This window comes from uncultured Gimesia sp. (assembly GCF_937910335.1).
In the GTDB taxonomy this organism is placed as follows: Bacteria; Planctomycetota; Planctomycetia; order Planctomycetales; family Planctomycetaceae; genus Gimesia.
Genome location: NZ_CALEMX010000377.1, coordinates 1 through 20564, shown reverse-complemented (window position 1 = coordinate 20564; position 20564 = coordinate 1). Strand labels below are relative to the sequence as shown.

Sequence of the window (20564 nt, the reverse complement as noted above, 5' to 3'; positions counted from 1 at the left end):
GCCTGGGCGGCGATCCACAAAAAATCAACCCGCTCGTTCCCTGCGATCTGGTAATTGATCACTCGGTTCAGGTTGATGAGTTTGCCACCAGACTCTCCCTGCAACACAACGTCGAAAAAGAATTCGAACGCAATCAGGAACGCTATCAGTTCCTCCGTTGGGGACAGCAGGCACTCAATAATTTCGGCGTCGTACCCCCCGCCACCGGTATCGTGCATCAGGTCAACCTGGAATATCTGGCCAAGGCAGTGCTCACAAAAGACGGCGTAGCCTATCCCGACAGTCTCGTAGGAACCGACAGCCATACCACCATGATCAACGGACTGGGTGTAGTCGGCTGGGGCGTCGGCGGCATTGAAGCCGAAGCCGTCATGCTGGGGCAACCCATTTATATGCTGACTCCGGAAGTCGTAGGCTTCAAACTAAGTGGCAAACTTCCTGAAGGTGCCACCGCAACCGACCTCGTTCTACGAATCGTACAGATGTTACGAGAACACGGTGTCGTCGGCAAATTCGTAGAATTCTTCGGTCCCGGCTTATCAAACATGAGTCTGGCTGACCGGGCCACCATCGCAAACATGGCACCAGAATATGGTGCCACCATCGGCTTCTTCCCCGTCGATGATGAAACACTGAACTACATGCGACGCACCGGTCGCACTGACGCAGAAGTCGATCTGGTAGAATGCTACTACAAAGCACAAGGCCTCTTCCGAACCGATAGTTCACCCGAACCAAGGTTTACCAGTCAGTTGCAACTGGATATTTCCACTACCGAAGTTTCACTCGCCGGCCCCAAACGTCCCCAGGATCGAATTGCTCTGACGGATATGAAATCACAATGGCACAGTGACCTGAGCAAAACCTTCGGCAAGCCAGATCCTTCGGAAACTTCGGCAGCAGTCGATTACAACGGACAGAATTTCGATCTTGAAGATGGTTCTGTCGTCATCGCAGCCATCACCAGTTGTACCAATACCAGCAACCCTTCAGTCATGCTCGGCGCCGGTCTTTTAGCTAAGAAAGCTTCTGAAAAAGGGCTCACGCGCAAACCCTGGGTCAAAACCAGCCTGGCTCCCGGCAGCCGTGTCGTCACAGATTACTTGGAAAAAGCTGGCTTAACGCCTTACCTCGATGAACTCGGTTTCAATCTCGTCGGCTATGGCTGCACGACCTGTATCGGCAATAGTGGTCCTCTGCCCGCTCCGATCTCCAAAGCCATCAATGAGAATGATATCGTCGCTGCAGCGGTGCTTTCCGGAAACCGCAACTTTGAAGGGCGTATCAGCCCTGACGTACGTGCCAACTATCTGGCCAGCCCGCCACTCGTTGTCGCCTATGCGATTGCCGGAACGACCGACATCGATTTGACCACCGAACCGCTGGGTCAGGACCAATCGGGCAATGATGTCTTCCTGAAAGATATCTGGCCCTCTCAAGCAGAAGTCAGCGCAGCTTTGGAATCTTCGATGAATCCGGAAATGTTCCGCGAACAATATGGAAAAGCGACAGAAGGTTCTCCCGAATGGCAGGCCATCAACGGTGGCGATGGAGACATCTTTGACTGGGATGAAAAAAGTACCTACGTGCAGGAACCCCCGTTCTTCGTTGATATGCCAACCACGCCCGCTCCCATCAGTTCAATCAACGGAGCACGCGTACTCGTCTCGGTAGGTGACTCGGTCACCACTGACCATATTTCCCCCGCGGGTGCAATCAAAGCCGATTCTCCCGCCGGAAAATATCTGCAGGAAAATGGCGTGACACCCGAAAACTTCAACAGCTACGGCAGCCGTCGTGGAAATGACCGAGTCATGACACGCGGCACCTTCGCCAATATTCGACTCCAAAATCTACTGGCACCCGGAACCAGCGGTGGCGTGACAACCTATCTGCCCACAGGCGAACAGACCTCCATTTATGAAGCATCGCTCCAATATAAAGCATCCAACACACCACTGGTCGTGCTCGCAGGCGGTGATTACGGTATGGGCTCTTCACGCGACTGGGCTGCCAAAGGAACATTTCTGCTAGGCATCAAAGCGGTCATTGCGACTTCATTCGAGAGAATTCATCGCTCGAATCTGGTCGGCATGGGAGTATTGCCTTTGCAGTTCCGGGATGGTGAAAGCCGAGATGAACTAGGGCTGGATGGAACAGAAACCTTTGACATTGAACTGGATGACAACTTGAAACCAGGGCAGACGATTCGCGTGACCGCTACCAAAGAAGATGGCTCACAAATTCTGTTTACAACACAGTGTCGCGTGGATACACCAGTAGAAGTAGATTACTATCGCAATGGCGGCATCCTGCACAAAGTGCTCCGAGATCTCGCGAAAGCCTGATTTCTGCCCTGATTTCTGATTCTATGAAAACTGCATTTGAAACCGATCTGATTGTCGAGGAATACCTGAATGGTGTCCGCATCGATCGGTTTCTCAGTCGCCATTTCAGAAATTATTCGACGCATCGTCTGCAACGTATCGTGCAAGCCGGCTTTGCGAAAGTGAATGGCACACAAGCCAGCCCGTTACAGCGCGTGTTTCGCGGACAGCAGGTGAGCATCGTACTGGTAGAACCTCCCGACAAAACCTACGATCCCGAACCCCTGCCACTGGAAATTCTGTTTGAAGACGCCTGGTTGATGATTATTAACAAACCACCGGGCATCATCGCGCACCCGGCCGGAAATATTCTCTCAGGTACAGTCGCCAACGCATTACAACATCATCTGGACCAGCAAACAGGAATTCGCTCTCTACTGAGACCGGGCATCGTGCATCGCCTCGATCAATTCACCAGCGGAATTTTAATTGTTGCGAAAGAACATCTGGCACATCGGGGTTTATCGATTCAGTTCCAAAAGAATCAAATCAGCAAATCTTATCTAGCCATCGTACGTGACAATCCCGAGCAGAACACGTTCGAAAACAGGGCCGCCATCGGCGAACATCCTACACAAGCCGGTGTCTGTATGACGACACATCCGGAGGCGCTCCGCGCGAAAGCAGCTTACACGCGCTTTGAAGTACTGGAACAGTTACCGCAGCACGCTTTAATAAGGGCATTTCCAAAAACAGGCCGCTTACATCAGATACGAGTGCATCTGGCCGATTTAGGATTTCCGATCATTGCAGATGATTTTTACGGCAACGATGAACGACTGCTCGCTGACCGGGAGTTGATAAACAGACAAGCCTTGCATGCCGAACAGATTGAATTCGCACACCCGGTCACTCGGCTGCCGATGAAAATATCCGCCGAAGTACCCGATGATTTCCATCAGGCACTCCGGCGGCTACGAAGCGTCTAAAGCGAATCTCAATTAACCATAGCACCTTACATGCCAAGATACTCGTTTCAAATGGCCTTGGAAACGTTACAGTAAACCTGGACACAGGCTAGACCTCAACGGTTTCCACGGTTTCCTTTTCGTCCAAGACAGTTTGTATCTTTTTCTCAGCTTCTGCATTTGCTGCAGCTTCGGAATTCGCATTGAGCAGTTTGGATTCTTCGAACAATCGATCCAGGCTCATTTTTTCAAACCCATCAAAGGCGGCGACTTTATAGCATTCTGCCATCGTCGGATAATTAAAGACCGCATTCCGGAAATATTCAATCGTCCCGCCGAACGACATCACGGTCTGACCGATGTGCACGATCTCCGTAGCAGATTCGCCAATCACATGAATGCCCAGAATCTTCAATGTTTCCCGATGAAATAAAATCTTCAGCATCCCTTCACGGTCGCCGGAAATTTGTCCCCGCGCAATTTCCTTATAGCGGGCGGCTCCCACTTCATACGGAATATGCTCTTCGGTTAACTGTTGCTCGGTCTTACCGATCATCGAAATTTCGGGAATGGTAAATAATCCATAAGGCATAATATCGAAGGCCTCAAACGGTTCATTGAAGGCATTGCAGACAACACGCCGCCCCTGTTCCATCGAAACGCTCGCCAGCGCTGGAAAACCAACAATATCACCAGCTCCATAGATATGCGGCACCCATGTCTGATGCTCTTCATTACACCACAGACGACCTCGTTCATCCGGTTCCAGACCGGCTGCCTCGAAATTCAATTCGTCAGCATCACCAACACGGCCCACCGTATACAACACCGAATCGGCTACCAGGCGTTTGCCGCTCTCTGTCTGGACAGCTGCCATACTATCGGAAAATCGCTCGATTCCCACCACTTCTTCGCCCATTCGGAAGATCATTCCCAATGACCGGGCATGATGGGTCAAGACGTCGATAATTTCACGATCACAGAATTCAAGCAATCGATCGCGGCCATCCAACACGGTCACTTCGACTCCCAATGTGGCGAACATAATCGCATATTCAATCCCAATCACACCACCGCCGACAACAATCATCGATCTGGGGATCTCTTTCAAATCAAGGATTTCGTCGGAATCGAAGATCGTTTTACCATCAAAGGGAATATGTGGAGGACGCGAAGGCTTGGTTCCGGTCGCCACCAGAATGTGATCGCCATATAATGTTTTCCGTCCCGTTTCGCCATAAACTTCCACTTCATGAGGACTGGCGAACTTGGCCTCTCCAATGAAGATTTCTACGCCGTTGCGTTCCAGCTGATCGTGAATCACTTCCAGTTCATGTTCCGCGACATCTGCCAGCTTGAGTCTAAGATCTTGCATCGTGATCCGGCGTTTATTGCGAAAACGTTTGCTGTATACATCACGATGCCGATATCCGGAGAGATACAAAATCGCTTCACGCATCGTTTTCGAGGGAATCGTACCTTTGTGCAGACAGACGCCCCCCATGCCCCGGAAATTGCGCTCGATAATGGCAACACGCTTCCCGAGTTTCGATGCCGCAATCGCCGCTTTATGTCCCGCAGGACCACTACCAATAATAACAATGTCGTATTTCATGATTAGATTCTCTTTGTTATCGATCTGTCTTCTTAACACCGGATTTCGCACCCCATATGTTAAGCCAAGAAGACTAGTCAGACTTTTCCGTGTAAACAATCACTTCTTTCTTCGTCATTGAGGTGATTTAGAGAGGATATAAAGATTGATGCAATTCTTGAAACAAGCTATTTTGCGTACATATTAACGGTTATACTGGCAGTAAGGCTCCCGGAATGACCGTATGAGAAGGGGTTTTCCTCCCGAAGAGAACTGAAGACGCGCCAGTCTCTCTTAAAATTGTTCCCTGTGATAAAGACCGACTAAAGGAACTGATGATGAATCATAAGATCCGAAAACTCTGGAATGTTCCCGAGCAGGAACATACACCATTCGAAGTATTTCAGAATCGGAAAGCACATCGCCGAGAGTTTTTGAAGTTCATGGGTTATGGATTGGGAATCGCCGGTTTTGCCGATTTGCTCTCCGGTTGTAAACAGGCGACGCAGGAGGAAATCGAAAAAGCGGGTGCCGTAGAACCATTACCTGAAGAATCTCGCAGCGTTTATCCCGCCCCACGCAATAAATCCTTCGAATACGGCCGTCCTGAAACCGTAGAAAAGGAAGCCGTCGAGTTCACGAACTTTTATGAATTCACGGGGCCAACATCCAAAGAATCCTGGAAATACGTAGAAGATTTTAAGACCACACCCTGGTCAGTCACCATTGAAGGAGAATGTGAGAAGCCTCGCACGTTCGACCTGGATGATCTTTACAAAGAAATGAAATTTGAAGAACGCGCCTATCGTCATCGTTGTGTAGAAACTTGGGCCATGTGCGTTCCCTGGACGGGATTTCCGCTGTCCAGTTTGCTGAAACTCGTCGAACCAAAAGCCACCGCCAAATATGTGTCGTTCGAAACCTTCAACAAACCGAATGAGGCCCCATATATGAAATCGAGTGGTCCAAGCACCTGGCCCTGGCCTTATACCGAAGCGCTCACAATCGAAGAAAGCATGAACGACCTCGCTTTTATCGCGACCGGCCTGTATGGAAACCCCTTACTCAAACAAAGTGGTGCCCCCATCCGACTCGTGGTCCCTTGGAAATACGGATTCAAGTCCGGCAAATCGATTGTCAAAATCAAACTCACAACCGAACAGCCTGCCACATTCTGGAATACGGTAAACCCGAATGAATACGGGTTCGTCGCTAACGTCAATCCTAAAGTCCCTCATCCCCGCTGGAGCCAGCGCACCGAATGGATGCTGGGAACCGAAAAACGCTACGATACCCAGCCCTATAATGGTTACGAAGAATTCGTAGGCAAACTCTATCCCAGCTAAATACACGCCGAAAACAGGTACAAAAAAACACAGGCGAAGATGAATTCGCCTGTGCTTTTTCATTTATTGTCTCGCGAGTCTGCCGAATGCAGCTTCGCTTAGTCGTTGGATGAGAACATCATCACAAGCCGCAGAACATACCAGAACAGTGTGGCAACAGCAGCAAATAAAGCCAGTGAAGCAGACACGTATTGATTGGTCTCGTAGTGATGCAGAATATTCGAGGTGTCATACAGAATGAAACCACTCATCAGCAGGATCATCGCACCTGTAAAGAAGATCCCCAATGAAAATCCGAAAAATGAACTGCCGATAGCAATTCCAATCGCGGCAAACATGGCAATTGTCAGAAATCCACCCATGAAAGAGAAATCTGCACCTGTCACAAATACATAGGCAGTTAATCCCCCAAAGATACAAAGCGTAATAACCGCGGCTACCGGAATCACATGGGCTTCAGGGGCAAATTGACTTGCGATGAAGAGGATCGGGACAAAGATAATCGCTTCCGCGATGATATAAAGCCCCAAACCCATGTATTGAGTTCCCAGTGATTTCGCACTGGATGCCATAGAACTGGCAATCCAACTCGCCCCCAAGAAGGCAATCAAAATCAACCACATGCTACCAGTAAAGAGTCTGAGAATAGGTTCCAGCAACGCAGGAGTGCTGAAAATAATGAATTCCAGCCCCATAAAAAGCAGAATCGCCCCCGCCAGATGGGCATACGTCTTGCGGATAAATGTGGCGCGATCGGCAGCAATCGCATCAATGGCAAATCCGCCCCCGCCAGCCGTTGTGTCCTGCTCGTAATAATCAGGATTGTAGTTATTCATTGAAAGTATTCTCCAATTTGTGAGAAGGGGATGTTCCAGGCGAACACAGTTTGGGTTTTGAATCTAGATTTGAAGCTGATGACGTTACAGCAAAACCTGCCACCATCCGCATAATTATTATAGATTACGGTGCACATAATTCAAGTATTAACAGAATTTCTTATAAAATAAATGGCATAGCAGCGAAGTGAGATTCTCACCTGAAAGGGCCAGATTCATTCGTTGTGCCTGCGCGTTCGTTCTGTTATTTCATACGATAGTCTTTAGAAGAGACATCAACGTATTCTAGACGAACAATGTGAACTCCAGCAAAATATTTGATGAAATGCCTGATTTAAAAAACAGTAAAAACTGGGAATTCTGGATCGATGTGGGTGGGACATTTACGGACTGTATAGCGCGGTCTCCAGAAAATGAGTTCGTTCCCTTTAAAACTCTTAGTTCGGGTATTACCAAAGGGCGAATTCAACAAATTTCCACCCCCGACACAATTGTCGACCCTTCTCGTCAGGGAGACCCGGCAGACTTCTGGCAGGACTACCAGATCGAATTTCTGAATGAAGAGGGACAATCCGTTCATTCGGCACAAGTGAAGACCTTTGACACAGCAACGGGCGCTTTAACCTTTACACCTTCCCTGCCCGGTACAGTCAAAGAATCAGACGGCTATGAACTCGCATCAGGAGAAGAAGCCCCCGTACTGGCGATTCGCTGGATTCTCGGCTTGAAAAAATCGGAGACGATCTCCAACGTCAGCGTGAAGCTGGGAACCACCCGAGGTACCAATGCCCTGCTCACCCGAAATGGAGCACGCACCGCTTTCATCACAACAAAAGGTTTCGCTGACGTCCTGCTGATCGGCAATCAGGACCGGCCCCGTCTGTTCGATCTGGTGATTCAGAAACCAGAGCCCTTATTCGAAACGGCGGTGGAAATCGATGAACGCATCACTGCAGAAGGGAGTGTACTCGTCACCCCTGATCCCGCTACCATTCGCAAACAACTTGAAGAACTCCAAACTACGGGTGTGAAATCACTGGCGATCTGCCTCCTGCATTCCTTTGCCAACCCCGAACACGAAGAGTTGGTTGCCAATATCGCTCAAGAAGTAGGCTTTGATGAAATCAGCGTTTCCAGCCGCCTCTCGCCATTGATCAAAATCGTCTCCCGCGGCGATACAACGGTCGTAGACGCCTACCTGAATCCGATCCTCAAAGATTACATCAAAAAACTTCGCACACCGCTGAACCATTGCAGCCTGAAACTGATGACGTCAGCCGGTGGCCTGGTCGATGCAGATCACTTTGTTGGCAAAGACAGTATTCTCTCCGGCCCCGCCGGTGGTGTAATTGGTTATTCGCGCGTGGCAGAAGTCGCCGGCTTTCCGAAATCCGTCGGCTTTGATATGGGGGGCACCAGCACCGATGTATCGCGTTTTGATGGCATGTATGAGCGCGAATTTGAAACCCGCAAAGCGGGTGTACGGATTGTGGCACCCATGTTAAGCATCGAAACGGTCGCTGCCGGCGGCGGAAGTATCTGTGGCTTTGATGGCATCAAATTGCATGTAGGCCCCGAGAGTGCGGGAGCCAATCCGGGACCCGCCTGCTATGGCAGAGGCGGCCCTTTGACGGTCACCGACTTGAATCTCTATCTCGGCAAAATCATCCCCAGTCGCTTTCCCTTCGCCCTGGATCGAACGGCGGTCGAGCAGAGACTGACGCAACTCTGTCAACAGATCGCCACCTCACCTATGGGAAAAACCTATACGCCTCTCGAACTGGCGGAAGGCTTTCTGCAAATTGCAAACGCCAATATGGTCCGCGCCATTCGGAATATCTCCGTAGCCCGCGGCTATGATCCCGCTGATTATGTGCTAGTCAGTTTCGGCGGCGCCGGTTCACAACACGCGTGCGCGATCGCACGCGCACTCGGAATTCGCGAAATCCTGATCCACCCTTATTCAGGAATTCTCAGTGCCTTTGGTATCGGACAGGCCGATGTCAGAAGATTTGGTCAACAGTCGGTGCTCAAACCCTGGACTGAAGAACTGAAACAGGATTTGCATTCTCGATTTGAACAACTCGATCAAAGTATTCGCGAAGAAGTCCGCGCTGAAGGAATCCCGCCAGAGAGAATTGACGAACCACAACATTCACTGGAAATGCGCTATCAGGGCACAGACGCTACCATCCAGGTTCGCTGTCAGTCAGGACAGGATGAATTATCTAATTTCGAGCAGGAACATCATCGGCTCTACGGCTACATTCATCAGGCACGCGCTGTCGAAGTCACCACCATGCGTACGGAAATTGTAGGACGCATGGAAGAACCAAACCTGCCTGCATCCAAAATCGTTTCGCGAGTTCCCACTCCTCTGGAAACTACGGAAACGCATTTCCAGGGAACATCGCAACAATCCGCCGTCTATTTGCGGGAAGATTTGCAGCCCGGCGATCAAATTTCCGGACCCGCGATCATTTGCGAACCGATTTCAACGGTCATCATAGATCCCGGCTTCGACGCCGAAATACTATCGCGCGGCGAAACTTTGATTCGCCACTCAGATAAGAACGCGAAAGCTCAAGAACTGATCAGCACCGATGCCGATCCGGTGATGCTGGAAATCTTTAATAATCTGTTTGCTTCCATCGCCGAGCAAATGGGAATCACCCTGCAAAAAACATCGATTTCGACAAACGTGAAAGAACGACTCGATTTCAGCTGTGCTGTCTTTTCTGCCACCGGGGATCTGGTGGTGAATGCCCCGCATATTCCCGTTCATCTGGGAGCCATGAGCGAAACCGTGAAGCGCATCATTGCCGACAACCCCGATCTCGCACCAGGCGACGTCTATGTCACCAATGATCCCTATCGGGGCGGTTCACACCTCCCCGATGTAACGGTCATTACTCCCGTACATCACCCCGAATCAAAAGAGTTGCTATTCTTTACCGCCAGTCGCGCCCATCATGCGGAAATTGGCGGTATCGTGCCCGGCAGTATGCCCCCGTTCTCAAAGACACTGGCCGATGAAGGGGCCCTCATTCGAAATTTCAAACTGGTTGACCGCGGAGAATCAAGAGAACAGGAACTGCGTGAGCTACTGCTTTCCGGTGCCTTTCCAACCCGCTCTGTCGTCGACAACCTCGCAGATGTCTCTGCCCAGGTCGCCGCGAATTTTTGCGGCGTGACTTTGTTGAATGATCTGGTAAGCCGCTATTCCCTGCCGGTCGTACAAGCTTATATGCGTCATATTCAACAGGCGGCGACGAAGAAGATGCAACTGGCGCTGGAACAAATTGAGGATGGCGTATATGCATTTACCGATCATCTGGATAATGGCGCCCCGCTATCAGTACAAATTACGATTCAGGGAAGTTCAGCAACTGTTGATTTCACAGGCACCGGTCCCGTACTGAAAACAAACCTGAATGCCAACCGGGCGATAGTAAATGCGGCAGTACTGTATGTCTTTCGCACTTTGATTCAGGAAGACATTCCGCTCAACAGTGGTGTGTTATCGCCGATCAAAATTATTCTGCCCGAGTGTTTTCTGAATCCCCCCGAACGCGATACTCCAGCAGAATGTGCAGCGATGGTCGGCGGTAATGTGGAAACATCACAACGAATCGTAGACACACTACTAGGCGCCTTAAAGCAAGCGGCAGCCAGCCAGGGCACGATGAATAACCTGACTTTCGGCGATGAGACCTTCGGCTATTACGAAACCATCTGTGGTGGTAGCGGCGCGACAAAGGACAGCGACGGCACCGACGCCGTACATACCCACATGACAAATACCAGACTCACCGATGCAGAAATCATCGAACGCCGTTACCCCGTACGTTTGCATGAATTTTCGATTCGCAAAGGTTCGGGAGGAGCAGGACGAAAGCAAGGCGGCGCGGGAATTCTCCGACGCATTGAATTCCTCAAACCTTTGAAAATTTCACTCATTTCCGAACGACGAGAAGCGTATCCTCCCTTTGGACTGGAAGGAGGTGCGCCCGGACAAACTGGTGAAAATCTACTGCAAAAGGCAAACCAGACCGATGTAGAATCGTTGGGGGGTAAGTTCTCAATCTCAGTCGAAGCCGGTGACATCTTGACGATCAAGACTCCCGGCGGTGGTGGATTTGGAAAACAGGATTCATAGCCAAAGATCGAGCTCAAAAATTTGTTCACCGCCCCCGATTGACGCCAATAGAGTCAGGTCTTGAGATACTGAAGTTAAAAATTACCCGGTTCATAACATTTATAATTTATAAGCGAATTCTGCTTTGTGATTTTCGTTGTGCTCAGTTAAGGTGACCAATAATGTTTTTGATTGAGAAATCAGATCCCTGACTGATGATTTACGATTCATAGAAGGAAAAGTACCGTGTCCGAAAACCGCCGCGCAGATGTTGATGCCGCTTTGGCTGATGTTGACTTCGACAAATTCAATTATCAGGTAGTCTTCGAAACCACCAAAGGTACGATCCGTATGGACCTGTATCCCGATGTGGCGCCCGGACATTGCCGCAACATTATCGGTCTGACCAAGATTGGGTTTTACAATGACATTATCTTCCACCGTGTGATTCCCGATTTCGTGATCCAGGTAGGATGCCCTGAAGGAACCGGCACCGGGGGACCAGGATATACCATTGATGCCGAGTTCAACAATCTGCCACACGAAACCGGAATTTTGTCGATGGCGCGCACGAATGATCCCAATTCGGCCGGTTCGCAATTCTTTCTCTGCCTGGGACGCGTCCCGCATCTCGACAATTCCTATACGGTGTTCGGCAAAAGTGACGCCGATAGCGAAGCCGTGGTTTTGGAAATTGGAAATGTCGAAACCAATCATAGCGACCGACCACTCGAGGATGTAAAAATCACCTCATCTGAGGTAATCGTTACTGAAAAGTAAGTGTCATGAATGTGGATCGGTCTTCATTACAGACAGGCGCATCAGTTCGACAAGCATGTCGTACGGGAAAATTCACCGGGCAAACTTCGGGACTGGCTTCCGGATTTGCCCAGGCGAATCTCGTCATTCTTCGTGAACGGGACGCATCCGACTTTCTACAGTTCTGTCAGAAGAATCCGAAACCCTGTCCGTTACTCGAAGTTACCAAAGCCGGTGACTACTATCCTGCTAAGCTGGCGACAGATGCCGATTTGCGAACCGACCTTCCCCGCTATCGTGTCTGGAAGCAGGGAACGCTCATTGATGAACCGACTGAAATCAGCCATCTCTGGCGCGAAGATCTGGTTTCATTTTTGATTGGTTGTTCGTTTACATTTGAGGCTGCTTTAATCGAAGCAGGATTACCCGTTAGACACATAGATTTGGGACTGAATGTGCCCATGTATCGCACCACCATTCAATGCGAACCAGCGGGAATCTTTTCCGGTCCGCTGGTGGTTTCGATGCGCCCCTTTAAACCTGCAGATGCCATTCGCGCCGTTCAAATTACCAGCCGCTTTCCAGCCGTACATGGCGCTCCCGTACACATGGGATTCCCGGAGCAACTCGGGATTACCAATCTCGCACAACCCGATTATGGTGACGCCGTTCCCGTGGAACCGGAAGAACTTCACGTCTTCTGGGCCTGCGGCGTGACTCCTCAGGCCGTTTTAATGCAAGCCAAACTGGATTTTGCAATCACACACAGCCCGGGTTGTATGTTTGTTTCGGATCTGAAAGATGAAGCACTGACGATTTCATAAGACGCTGAATCTGATTAGTTCAGCGATGCCATCCTGCAGAAATCAGGAATGGGATTCCATCTCGGGCGATTCCTGCGTAACCAGATCGTCCTCGGGCAGATGGATCGAGCGAATACGATAGTCTTCCCACCGCAGAGTGTAAGCGAAACAAGGCTCACGTTTGAGACTATAAGCCACAGGTTGGCTTTCCCAGAAACTCATCAGGTTGCCTTCAGGCGGATTCGTATAGAGCCTATGCTTACATTGAGGACAAACCATCCCAAACGGGGTGGCCTGATCTTCAACAGACTGATGCTCCAGACAGATTGTCATCTTATGCAGGTTGCTCATGTCTATTAATTATATCCGGCTGATGAACCCTTTCTCCAGTTTTTTTTCGGTCGAGCGACGGGTTTTCTCTTAATATCGAACAATGCCCCACTCCTTTAAGGATTGTCCGTAAGCTTCGAATACCGGTCATTCAATACATTCCGTAAAATCCCTCCAATACGCACGATTCGAACAAGATTGACATTCCATCGTACGGGCCTGCCCGATTCCCGTACTCAAATCCTCTGAATCATCGCATCCTGGATTCGAGTTTGGTATAAAATAATCAATGACTTAAAGTGGCTCAAACATTGAAATGACGGCACATCATTGCTTTTTCTAATCTGATTTTTGGTAGCTGATAAATGACCATCGACCTTTCCGAACAACTTAAAGGTGTTCTTCCTCCGGTGATTACTCCTCTGACGCCTGAACGCAGACTGGATCACGCGTCGGCTGAATCGGTTTACCAATTCATGCTGAAACAGGGCGCACATGGAATCTTTTTATTCGGAACATCGGGAGAAGGACCGCTTTTATGCGATGCCGATCGGCAAGCAGCCACAGAGATCGCAGTCAAAGTCATTGACGGACAAGTCCCCCTGCTGGCAGGAGTGATCGCCCCGGGAACCGAACAAATTATTGAACAGGCCAAAGTCGCCAAAGCACAAGGCGCCGATGCCATCGTGGTCTGTCCCCCATACTATTATCCCGCGGGCCAGCAGGACATGCTGGTTCATTATCGCACGATTCGAGAATCGGTCGATATTCCGATTTTTGCCTACGATATCCCGGTAATGACCAAAGTGAAAATTGAGATGGATACCCTGATGACATTGGGGAAAGAAGGCACCATTATCGGAGTCAAAGACTCCAGCGGCGATGCCGTCAGCTTCCATCGTCTAGTCTCCAGTAAACCGGAAGGAATGAAACTGTTTACCGGAGCCGAAATGCTCGTACATGCAGTCATGATGGCAGGCGCCGATGGTACCGTTCCCGGACTTGCCAATGTCGCTCCGGAAATATTTGTCCAACTTTATGAAGCAGTGTCTGCCGGCAACCATCAGGATGCAGTTCGACTGCAGGAAGCCATCGTCCGCTTGTTTGAAGTCTTTGTCTGCCCCGATGGCACGATCAAAGTCGGTTATGCCATTGGAGTCATGAAAACCGCGCTGCGCTTACGCGGTGTCATTGAACACGACACCCTCTTTCATCCCTTCCCGGCCTGCACGCCCGAACTGATTGAACGAACCAGAGGCATCATGGAAGAAGTAGGTTGCCTGTAACCTGTCCCGCGTATCTGTCGCCTTTTTTAACTTGCTGAATTGAATTAAATAATTATGACCGGTGTTTTAAACAATCGCGCATGCCAACTGGCAGAACGCCTGCTGTCAAAAGCAGGTGAACTCAAAATCATTCCACATGCGCTGGAAAACGGTGCCATCGTTGTTGATTGTGGAATTGAAACTCCCGCGGGAATTCAGGCCGGTTTAATGCTCGCCCGAATCTGTATGTCTGATTTCGCTGATGTACAACTCATTCCGGGAACGCTGGCAGGTCAGCCACTGCCTTACCTGCAGATTCAAACCGATCACGCTGTGGAATCCTGCCTGCTCAGCCAGTATGCGGGATGGAAAATTGATGTCGATAACTATTTTGCCATGGGATCCGGTCCCATGCGGGCAGCAGCCGAAAAAGAAGAACTGTATCGGATTCTGGCGTTTGGTGAGTCGCCTGAAAAAACAGTCGGTGTTCTCGAAGCCGATTCACTGCCCGGTGAGAATGTTGTTGAAATGATTTCCAAAGCCACGGGAGTCGAACCGAATAATATCATCCTGCTGGTAGCTCCCACTTCGAGTATTGCGGGAAATATCCAGGTCATCTCCCGCTCCGTTGAAACGGCTTTGCATAAACTGTTCGAATGCGACTTTGATGTGCATCGAATCCAGGCAGGATATGGCACGGCACCACTGGCCCCCGTCGCCAAAGACAGCCTGGCCGGTATTGGACGGACCAATGATTCGATCCTCTACGGAGGGGCAGTCACGCTATGGGTCACCGGCGATGATGAATCACTTAAGGAAATTGGTCCTTCGATTCCCTCTAATTCTGCAGCCTGCTTCGGCAAACCCTTTCTCGAAGTCTTCAAAGAAGCAAATCATGATTTCTATGAAATTGATCCCAGCTTCTTCAGTCCTGCAGTAATTAGTTTTCAAAACCTTGATACAGGGAATGTGTTTCAGTTCGGTCAAATGAATACCAGCCTGTTGAAAAATAGTTTTGGTTTCTGAATTCCAGCTTGCACTTTTGTTAATGGAAAAAATTTGTGCGGATCGCCATTCTGGGGAATCAGGGAAGTTGGTACTGCAAGCAGCTCAGTCAGGCTGCCAGCGCCCGAGGACATGAATCCATTAATAGGGAATTCCACGACCTGAGTTCTCTGTTAACAGAAAACCAGTCAGAACAGTTTTTTCAGAACGGCGTGGAAAGCAACGGCATCAAACTGAATCCGTTTGACTGTCTGATCATCCGCACGATGCCCCCCGGCTCATTAGAGCAGGTTATCTTTCGGATGGATCTTCTCGCTCAATTGGAACGCCAGGGAGTGACTGTCTTTAATGGCCCGCGATCAATCGAGTGCGCAGTCGACAAATATCTGACAACTTCGCGACTGGCGGCAGCAGGATTACCAGTGCCGGCAACCGCCGTTTGTGAAACTTCCGAAGCGGCCATGCAACATTTTGAGCAACTGGGAGGCGATGTCGTAGTCAAACCTCTGTTTGGTTCCGAGGGGCGTGGCATTTTTCGTATCAGCGATCCCGATCTGGCCTATCGTTCGTTTCGCACTCTGGAACGCACGCAAGCGGTCATCTATCTTCAGCAATATATTTCTCATCCCGGCTATGATCTCAGAATCTTGATTCTGAACGGAAAAGTCATTGGTGCCATTCGCCGTCATGGACATAATGATTTCCGCACCAATCTTTCACGTCAGGGACACGCGGAATCTTATCAACCCTCTGATCGGGAAGTTGAACTGGCACTGCGCGCCACAGAGTTGACACATACCGAATTTGGTGGCGTGGATCTGCTCTCTCCCTCTCAGTCTCCAGCTGAGCATTATCTACTGGAAGTAAATGCAGTGCCGGGCTGGCGCGGCTTTCAATCTGTAGCAAACGTGGATGTCGCCTCCCTGGTGATTGAATATCTGGAACAGAAACGAAACAATGTGAGTTCACAACCACTTTAACGAATGAGCCACTTGAACGATTGAGCCTTTTTAACGATTGAGATTGGTCAAAAGAAAAAACATGGAATTAAACACACTCTTAACGGCATTGCAAACTCATCTGCCTGAGATCCTCCGCTGGTCTGGAGCCATTGCCAAACGATTGCGGCACTTTAATATCGCCGTCGAAAACAAAACATCGGGAAGCGCCTTGACCGATGCATTGACTCTAGCGGACCTGACACTCCAGGAACTAATCGTCGCAGCGCTTCGCGATCGTGATCCAATCTTCTTGCAATGTCGTATCGAAGCGGAAGAAAAAACCGGAGACCTCAACCGTTTTGCTGAAGACGCGCCATTCGTGCTTTCCATTGATCCCATTGACGGCACAAAACAGTATCGAGATAAAACGGCCGACGGTTACTGTGTGATGGTTCATCTGCGCGACAGTGAAACCGTGCATTATTCTCTGGTATATATTCCGGAAACAGGAGCAGAAGGAACCTGGGTCGAAGCCGTGCATCAACGCGTCGTCTGTGGCCCCGATGATCAGAGCCGCCCTGCCCGCGATGTCCTGGATGCCATGCCCGCCATAAATCCCCAGACACGCCCCGATTCGCAACGCATCTATCTCATAGGATTTCAAGACAAAGACACATCGAATGCCAGACTCGTAACTGAAGCCGGGCTCAAAGGAGTTCCTCCAGAAGAGATGCCGGGCAGTATCTATGACCATCTGGCAACCGGTGATTTTGGCGGCTCACTCATTCACACTCCCAATGTCTATGATTTCCCTGTTTCACTACACATCGCGCGGATTCTAGGAGGAGATGCCGTCTGGGTACATAACGGTGAACCAGTGAATTTTCATGAGCATTGGCTGGATGAACGGGCTGACATGCTAAGGCTTCCGGGAATCACAGCCTGCAGTACCAATCCCAATACCTTAGAGACGCTCTGCCAGCTGGCGAAAGACTGGAGCCCGATCCGTTACGAAGATTGACTCAAGTTCGAAGCTGGTTCCACAGGCTTCGTAGCCTCTACGATGATGCCGCCCAGCTTCAAAAATTGATGAATCGGCGTAAACCAGTGTTGCTCTTTCCAGGGTAAACCCGATTCTTCAAACGCCTGTTGCAACTCAACCCGGTTATACGTTCTGCATTTCCAGGTGCGACTGTTTAACATTCCCGAGAATTTGTCTTCCGTCGCCAGTAGAAACAGACTCCCTCCCGGCTGGAGTACACGATAAATTTCTGAAAGCCCATGCTTCGGATCTGCCACATACTCCAATACCCAGCCGCAGGTCACACAATCAAACGACTCATCTTGAAACGGCAGCATGGTTAGATCAGCCGAAAGGTAATTGGGCCGCGCGCTGTCCATCCGGGTCCTGGCGCGTTTTAACATCTGATGAGATAAATCACAGGCAACCAGACGTGCTTCAGGATGCGTTTCTCGTAACAGATGGCCGAGAATTTGACCGGCACCCGAACCAATATCCAATATGCTCCGAAACTCGGTTACATCAAATCGGCGGGTTTTAATAATCCGACCAACCAGAGGATCATGCAGCGATAATTTACTCGCCAGATAAAGCACTGCCCCCGCTGGTCCGTCGTATAATTTACGCGTTGTGGATTGGAACTGGTCTTGATCAACTTGATCCCCACCACCAAATTCAATCAGTGAGCGCAGAGATTGTTTTAAACGAAGCCGTTTCGGGATGGGTTTTTGAGGAGAACTTAGGGGTGCCATAGTTTGCTATACTTAATGAAACCTGGGAAAATTGATTTTGAATCCTGATCAAAGCATCTTAACGATCGCCTCCTGCAAAATCGTTCCGATTTCTCTGTTTCTGATAAATCAGCAAAGAACACTCTTTTTGTAAGTGTCATAAACATACCAATCATAATAACTTATGCCTGTCGAATATTCCAGCAGCTTGATCAATGCAATTTGCCCGGTTATGATCCATAATATCGAGATTTATTCGAAACAAGATAAATTAAGCAGTGACACATTGATCGTAATTCGTTGTATGCCCGTATATCTTAGCAATTTGTAGAAAATTACTTCAGGGCAACAAATTCAGCGAGGAACAGAAGGCTTAAATTGTTCATGACAGAACGGATTAATCTAAAACAAACTGACGACATCCGGGATGTAATTCACCTTGCAGTTCAATATCTGGCAAAAGGTGAGTTAGTAGCATTTCCCACCGCAACGGCGTACGTAATTGCAGGCCAGTCGCTCAGCTCCTCTGCGATGACGAAATTACGAGCCCTGACCAAAGCAGAAGAACCACTCGTGCTTTGTGTGAAGGGTTTTGATGAAGCGCTCGACTATCTCCCGAATATGCCATCCATCGGCCGCAAACTGTCAAAACGCTGCTGGCCCGGACCGGTGATTCTGGATCTGGAACGCCCGGGCCCCGATACCTTATTTTCACAATTACCTGCCGAAGTACAATCGCAAATCTGTCCCGAATCTCGAATTCGACTGCGCGCCCCGGCTCATGAAATTATTTTTCAGATCATGAGGCTCTCCCCATCACCGCTGGTCCTGTTAAATGAACAATCAAAATATCAGACAGCCGACGATATTATGGAAGATTTCGAAGACCAGGTCGCATTGGTAATTGATGACGGCCCCTCGCGCTTTGGAGATCAGTCTACGATTGTCTCCATTTCCAACAATGAATGGAGTATCCTGCAGCCAGGTGTCGTCACTGAAATCACGCTCAAAAGACTGTCCAGTGAAATTTACATGTTTGTCTGCACAGGTAACACCTGTCGTAGCCCTATGGCAGAAGGGCTTTTCCGCAATTTGCTCTCTGAAAAACTAGGCTGCCAAGAAGATGAATTGACCGATCATGGCTATATCGTCGGCTCTGCCGGGCTGGCAGCTGCCTCGGGAGCCCCACCCAGCCCGGAAGGTGTGACCATTCTAGCTGAGCAGGGAATAGATATTCGGAGTCACGAAAGCCAGCCACTTACAGAGCGTCTTCTCGATCAGATAGATCATATCTACACTATGACACAGGGGCATCGTGCTGCAATTCTAGCTGAACGGCCCGACCTGGAAGATGCTGTGAAACTGCTTTCTCCCGAAGGAAAAGATGTTTCTGATCCAATTGGTGGAGGCTTTCAATGCTATACCGACTGTAAAAAAGAAATTGAGAAGTATTTAAGACAACTGGTCTCTCAGATCAACGTACATTGAAATAACAATACTTTTTACCCCACCTACCCGGATTAATTGATCTTTTTACAAACAAGAAATTCGACATCTGCTGCAAAAGCACGCTTGCTAAAACAGGTTGGAAACCATTACTCTTTAGCAATATGAAGATTGTGCAAATGCTTCTTCGATAGAGATGATTGCCAGCCGAAATTATTTGATTGTGCACTCTTCTCAACAGCACTCTTCTCAACATAGCAAATGCTTCTTCGATAGAGATGATTGCCAGCCGAAATTATTTGATTGTGCACTCTTCTCAACAGCACTCTTCTCAACATAAGAGAAAAACCACAACATTCATGATCAGAACAGAGTCATAACTGTTTTGATTTCTCTCACGACATTAATAAAAAAGAGTTTCGATGAAAATTGCAGTTGCCAGTGATCACCGTGGGTTTACGACCAAGGCGAAGATCCTCACGCTATTAGGTCAGTTAGGACATGAAGCACTTGATTATGGCCCCGATGATGGTGAAAGCGTAGACTACCCGGACTATGCAGCTAAGGTAGCGAAAGACATCGGCACCAGTGCCATTGACCGCGGCATCCTGATTTGCGGTACCGGGATGGGAATGTGTATTGTCGCCAACAAATTTTCGGGAGTTCGGGCCACCCCCTGCCACGACGACATTACCGCGCAAATGAGCCGACTGCATAATGACTCGAACGTCCTCTGCCTCTCCGCCGACCTTCTCGGCGATCGACTCGTCAATCGCATGATTGAAATCTGGTTGAAAGAAGAGTTTGAAGGGGGCAGACATGCCCGACGTTTGGAAAAACTGCATAAAGTCGAAGAGGAAAACATGCCGCCACAATAGGTTAAGGCATCCCTTCCCCATAAAGTAAGCTCGTCCTCTTGACCCGTCCAGACCGCGGATTGCGGCGCGAAAATCTCACGAAAGAGAGACTCGTTCTAAGGCGGCAGATCTCATTATCTGATTCTCAACCGATATTTCCCATTTGGGTTGAGCCAGGAATCGATCCAGGCTCGAAT

At 49.4% G+C, this 20564-nt stretch carries 16 protein-coding genes; 12 read left to right on the top strand and 4 right to left on the bottom strand.

Annotation, left to right across the window (positions count from 1 at the left end):
- On the top strand, positions 1–2348 hold a 2348-nt coding region (gene acnA, locus Q0668_RS15095), incomplete at its 5' end, for an aconitate hydratase AcnA (RefSeq protein WP_298866131.1).
- Positions 2349–2371: 23 nt separating this feature from the next.
- Positions 2372–3316, top strand: coding sequence for an RluA family pseudouridine synthase (locus tag Q0668_RS15090; RefSeq protein WP_298866129.1), 945 nt, complete (start codon positions 2372–2374; stop codon positions 3314–3316).
- Between the two features lie 88 nt (positions 3317–3404).
- Here the strand turns inward: Q0668_RS15090 and sthA are convergent, their stop codons facing one another.
- Positions 3405–4910 (bottom strand): Si-specific NAD(P)(+) transhydrogenase, encoded by a 1506-nt coding sequence (gene sthA, locus Q0668_RS15085; RefSeq protein ID WP_298866128.1) that lies wholly within the window; start codon positions 4908–4910, stop codon positions 3405–3407.
- Positions 4911–5227: 317 nt separating this feature from the next.
- Between sthA and msrP the strand changes: the two genes are divergently transcribed.
- A complete protein-coding gene (gene msrP, locus Q0668_RS15080) occupies positions 5228–6235 on the top strand; it encodes a protein-methionine-sulfoxide reductase catalytic subunit MsrP (protein ID WP_298866126.1) in 1008 nt (335 codons plus the stop codon).
- A gap of 98 nt (positions 6236–6333) precedes the next feature.
- Here msrP and Q0668_RS15075 read toward each other — a convergent pair whose 3' ends face one another.
- Positions 6334–7071 (bottom strand): Bax inhibitor-1 family protein, encoded by a 738-nt coding sequence (locus Q0668_RS15075; protein ID WP_298866124.1) that lies wholly within the window; start codon positions 7069–7071, stop codon positions 6334–6336.
- Between the two features lie 325 nt (positions 7072–7396).
- Between Q0668_RS15075 and Q0668_RS15070 the strand changes: the two genes are divergently transcribed.
- The 3 genes from Q0668_RS15070 (at position 7397) to Q0668_RS15060 (ending at position 12792) form a co-directional block, all read left to right on the top strand.
- Positions 7397–11230: a hydantoinase B/oxoprolinase family protein gene (locus Q0668_RS15070; RefSeq protein WP_298866122.1), complete on the top strand. Its 3834-nt coding sequence runs from the start codon at positions 7397–7399 to the stop codon at positions 11228–11230.
- Between the two features lie 225 nt (positions 11231–11455).
- Entirely contained in the window at positions 11456–11989 is a 534-nt protein-coding gene (locus tag Q0668_RS15065) for a peptidylprolyl isomerase (RefSeq protein ID WP_298866119.1), read from the top strand.
- A 5-nt stretch (positions 11990–11994) separates the two neighbouring features.
- Complete coding sequence (locus tag Q0668_RS15060; RefSeq protein WP_298866117.1) at positions 11995–12792, top strand: putative hydro-lyase; 798 nt, start codon at positions 11995–11997, stop codon at positions 12790–12792.
- 42 nt (positions 12793–12834) lie between these two features.
- On the opposite strand, the gene Q0668_RS15055 is transcribed toward Q0668_RS15060, so the two are convergent.
- Positions 12835–13122 (bottom strand): hypothetical protein, encoded by a 288-nt coding sequence (locus tag Q0668_RS15055; protein WP_298866114.1) that lies wholly within the window; start codon positions 13120–13122, stop codon positions 12835–12837.
- A gap of 344 nt (positions 13123–13466) precedes the next feature.
- Here Q0668_RS15055 and Q0668_RS15050 point away from each other — a divergent pair, with 344 nt between their 5' ends.
- From Q0668_RS15050 to Q0668_RS15035, 4 genes are all read left to right on the top strand, one after another.
- Positions 13467–14387, top strand: coding sequence for a dihydrodipicolinate synthase family protein (locus Q0668_RS15050; RefSeq protein WP_298866113.1), 921 nt, complete (start codon positions 13467–13469; stop codon positions 14385–14387).
- Between the two features lie 54 nt (positions 14388–14441).
- Positions 14442–15392, top strand: coding sequence for a methenyltetrahydromethanopterin cyclohydrolase (mch, locus tag Q0668_RS15045; RefSeq protein ID WP_298866111.1), 951 nt, complete (start codon positions 14442–14444; stop codon positions 15390–15392).
- Between the two features lie 35 nt (positions 15393–15427).
- Entirely contained in the window at positions 15428–16351 is a 924-nt protein-coding gene (locus Q0668_RS15040) for a RimK family alpha-L-glutamate ligase (RefSeq protein WP_298866109.1), read from the top strand.
- 61 nt (positions 16352–16412) lie between these two features.
- Positions 16413–17333, top strand: a complete 921-nt coding sequence (locus Q0668_RS15035; protein WP_298866108.1) for an inositol monophosphatase family protein — start codon at positions 16413–16415, stop codon at positions 17331–17333.
- Here Q0668_RS15035 and Q0668_RS15030 read toward each other — a convergent pair.
- On the bottom strand, positions 17321–18085 hold the full coding sequence (locus Q0668_RS15030; RefSeq protein ID WP_298866106.1) for a class I SAM-dependent methyltransferase: 765 nt from the start codon (positions 18083–18085) through the stop codon (positions 17321–17323). The two genes, Q0668_RS15035 and Q0668_RS15030, sit on opposite strands and share 13 nt — an antisense overlap.
- A gap of 363 nt (positions 18086–18448) precedes the next feature.
- Here Q0668_RS15030 and Q0668_RS15025 point away from each other — a divergent pair, with 363 nt between their 5' ends.
- Both Q0668_RS15025 and rpiB read left to right on the top strand, forming a co-directional pair.
- The gene (locus tag Q0668_RS15025; protein ID WP_298866104.1) at positions 18449–19552 is read left to right on the top strand and encodes a Sua5/YciO/YrdC/YwlC family protein; all 1104 of its coding nucleotides are present in this window, start codon (positions 18449–18451) and stop codon (positions 19550–19552) included.
- A 380-nt stretch (positions 19553–19932) separates the two neighbouring features.
- Positions 19933–20388, top strand: a complete 456-nt coding sequence (gene rpiB / locus Q0668_RS15020) for a ribose 5-phosphate isomerase B (RefSeq protein WP_298866103.1) — start codon at positions 19933–19935, stop codon at positions 20386–20388.
- The last annotated feature ends 176 nt before the right edge of the window (positions 20389–20564 follow it).

Excerpts from the sequence above, each read along its gene's own strand:
- Q0668_RS15090 (WP_298866129.1), top strand. The coding sequence starts at position 2,372 with ATGAAAACTGCATTTGAAACCGATCTGATTGTCGAGGAATACCTGAAT.
- mch (WP_298866111.1), top strand. The coding sequence starts at position 14,442 with ATGACCGGTGTTTTAAACAATCGCGCATGCCAACTGGCAGAACGCCTG.
- Q0668_RS15075 (WP_298866124.1), bottom strand. The coding sequence starts at position 7,071 with ATGAATAACTACAATCCTGATTATTACGAGCAGGACACAACGGCTGGC.
- Q0668_RS15030 (WP_298866106.1), bottom strand. The coding sequence starts at position 18,085 with ATGGCACCCCTAAGTTCTCCTCAAAAACCCATCCCGAAACGGCTTCGT.
- sthA (WP_298866128.1), bottom strand. The coding sequence starts at position 4,910 with ATGAAATACGACATTGTTATTATTGGTAGTGGTCCTGCGGGACATAAA.
- msrP (WP_298866126.1), top strand. The coding sequence starts at position 5,228 with ATGAATCATAAGATCCGAAAACTCTGGAATGTTCCCGAGCAGGAACAT.
- rpiB (WP_298866103.1), top strand. The coding sequence starts at position 19,933 with ATGAAAATTGCAGTTGCCAGTGATCACCGTGGGTTTACGACCAAGGCG.
- Q0668_RS15035 (WP_298866108.1), top strand. The coding sequence starts at position 16,413 with ATGGAATTAAACACACTCTTAACGGCATTGCAAACTCATCTGCCTGAG.
- Q0668_RS15025 (WP_298866104.1), top strand. The coding sequence starts at position 18,449 with ATGACAGAACGGATTAATCTAAAACAAACTGACGACATCCGGGATGTA.
- Q0668_RS15070 (WP_298866122.1), top strand. The coding sequence starts at position 7,397 with ATGCCTGATTTAAAAAACAGTAAAAACTGGGAATTCTGGATCGATGTG.
- Q0668_RS15055 (WP_298866114.1), bottom strand. The coding sequence starts at position 13,122 with ATGAGCAACCTGCATAAGATGACAATCTGTCTGGAGCATCAGTCTGTT.
- Q0668_RS15050 (WP_298866113.1), top strand. The coding sequence starts at position 13,467 with ATGACCATCGACCTTTCCGAACAACTTAAAGGTGTTCTTCCTCCGGTG.
- Q0668_RS15060 (WP_298866117.1), top strand. The coding sequence starts at position 11,995 with ATGAATGTGGATCGGTCTTCATTACAGACAGGCGCATCAGTTCGACAA.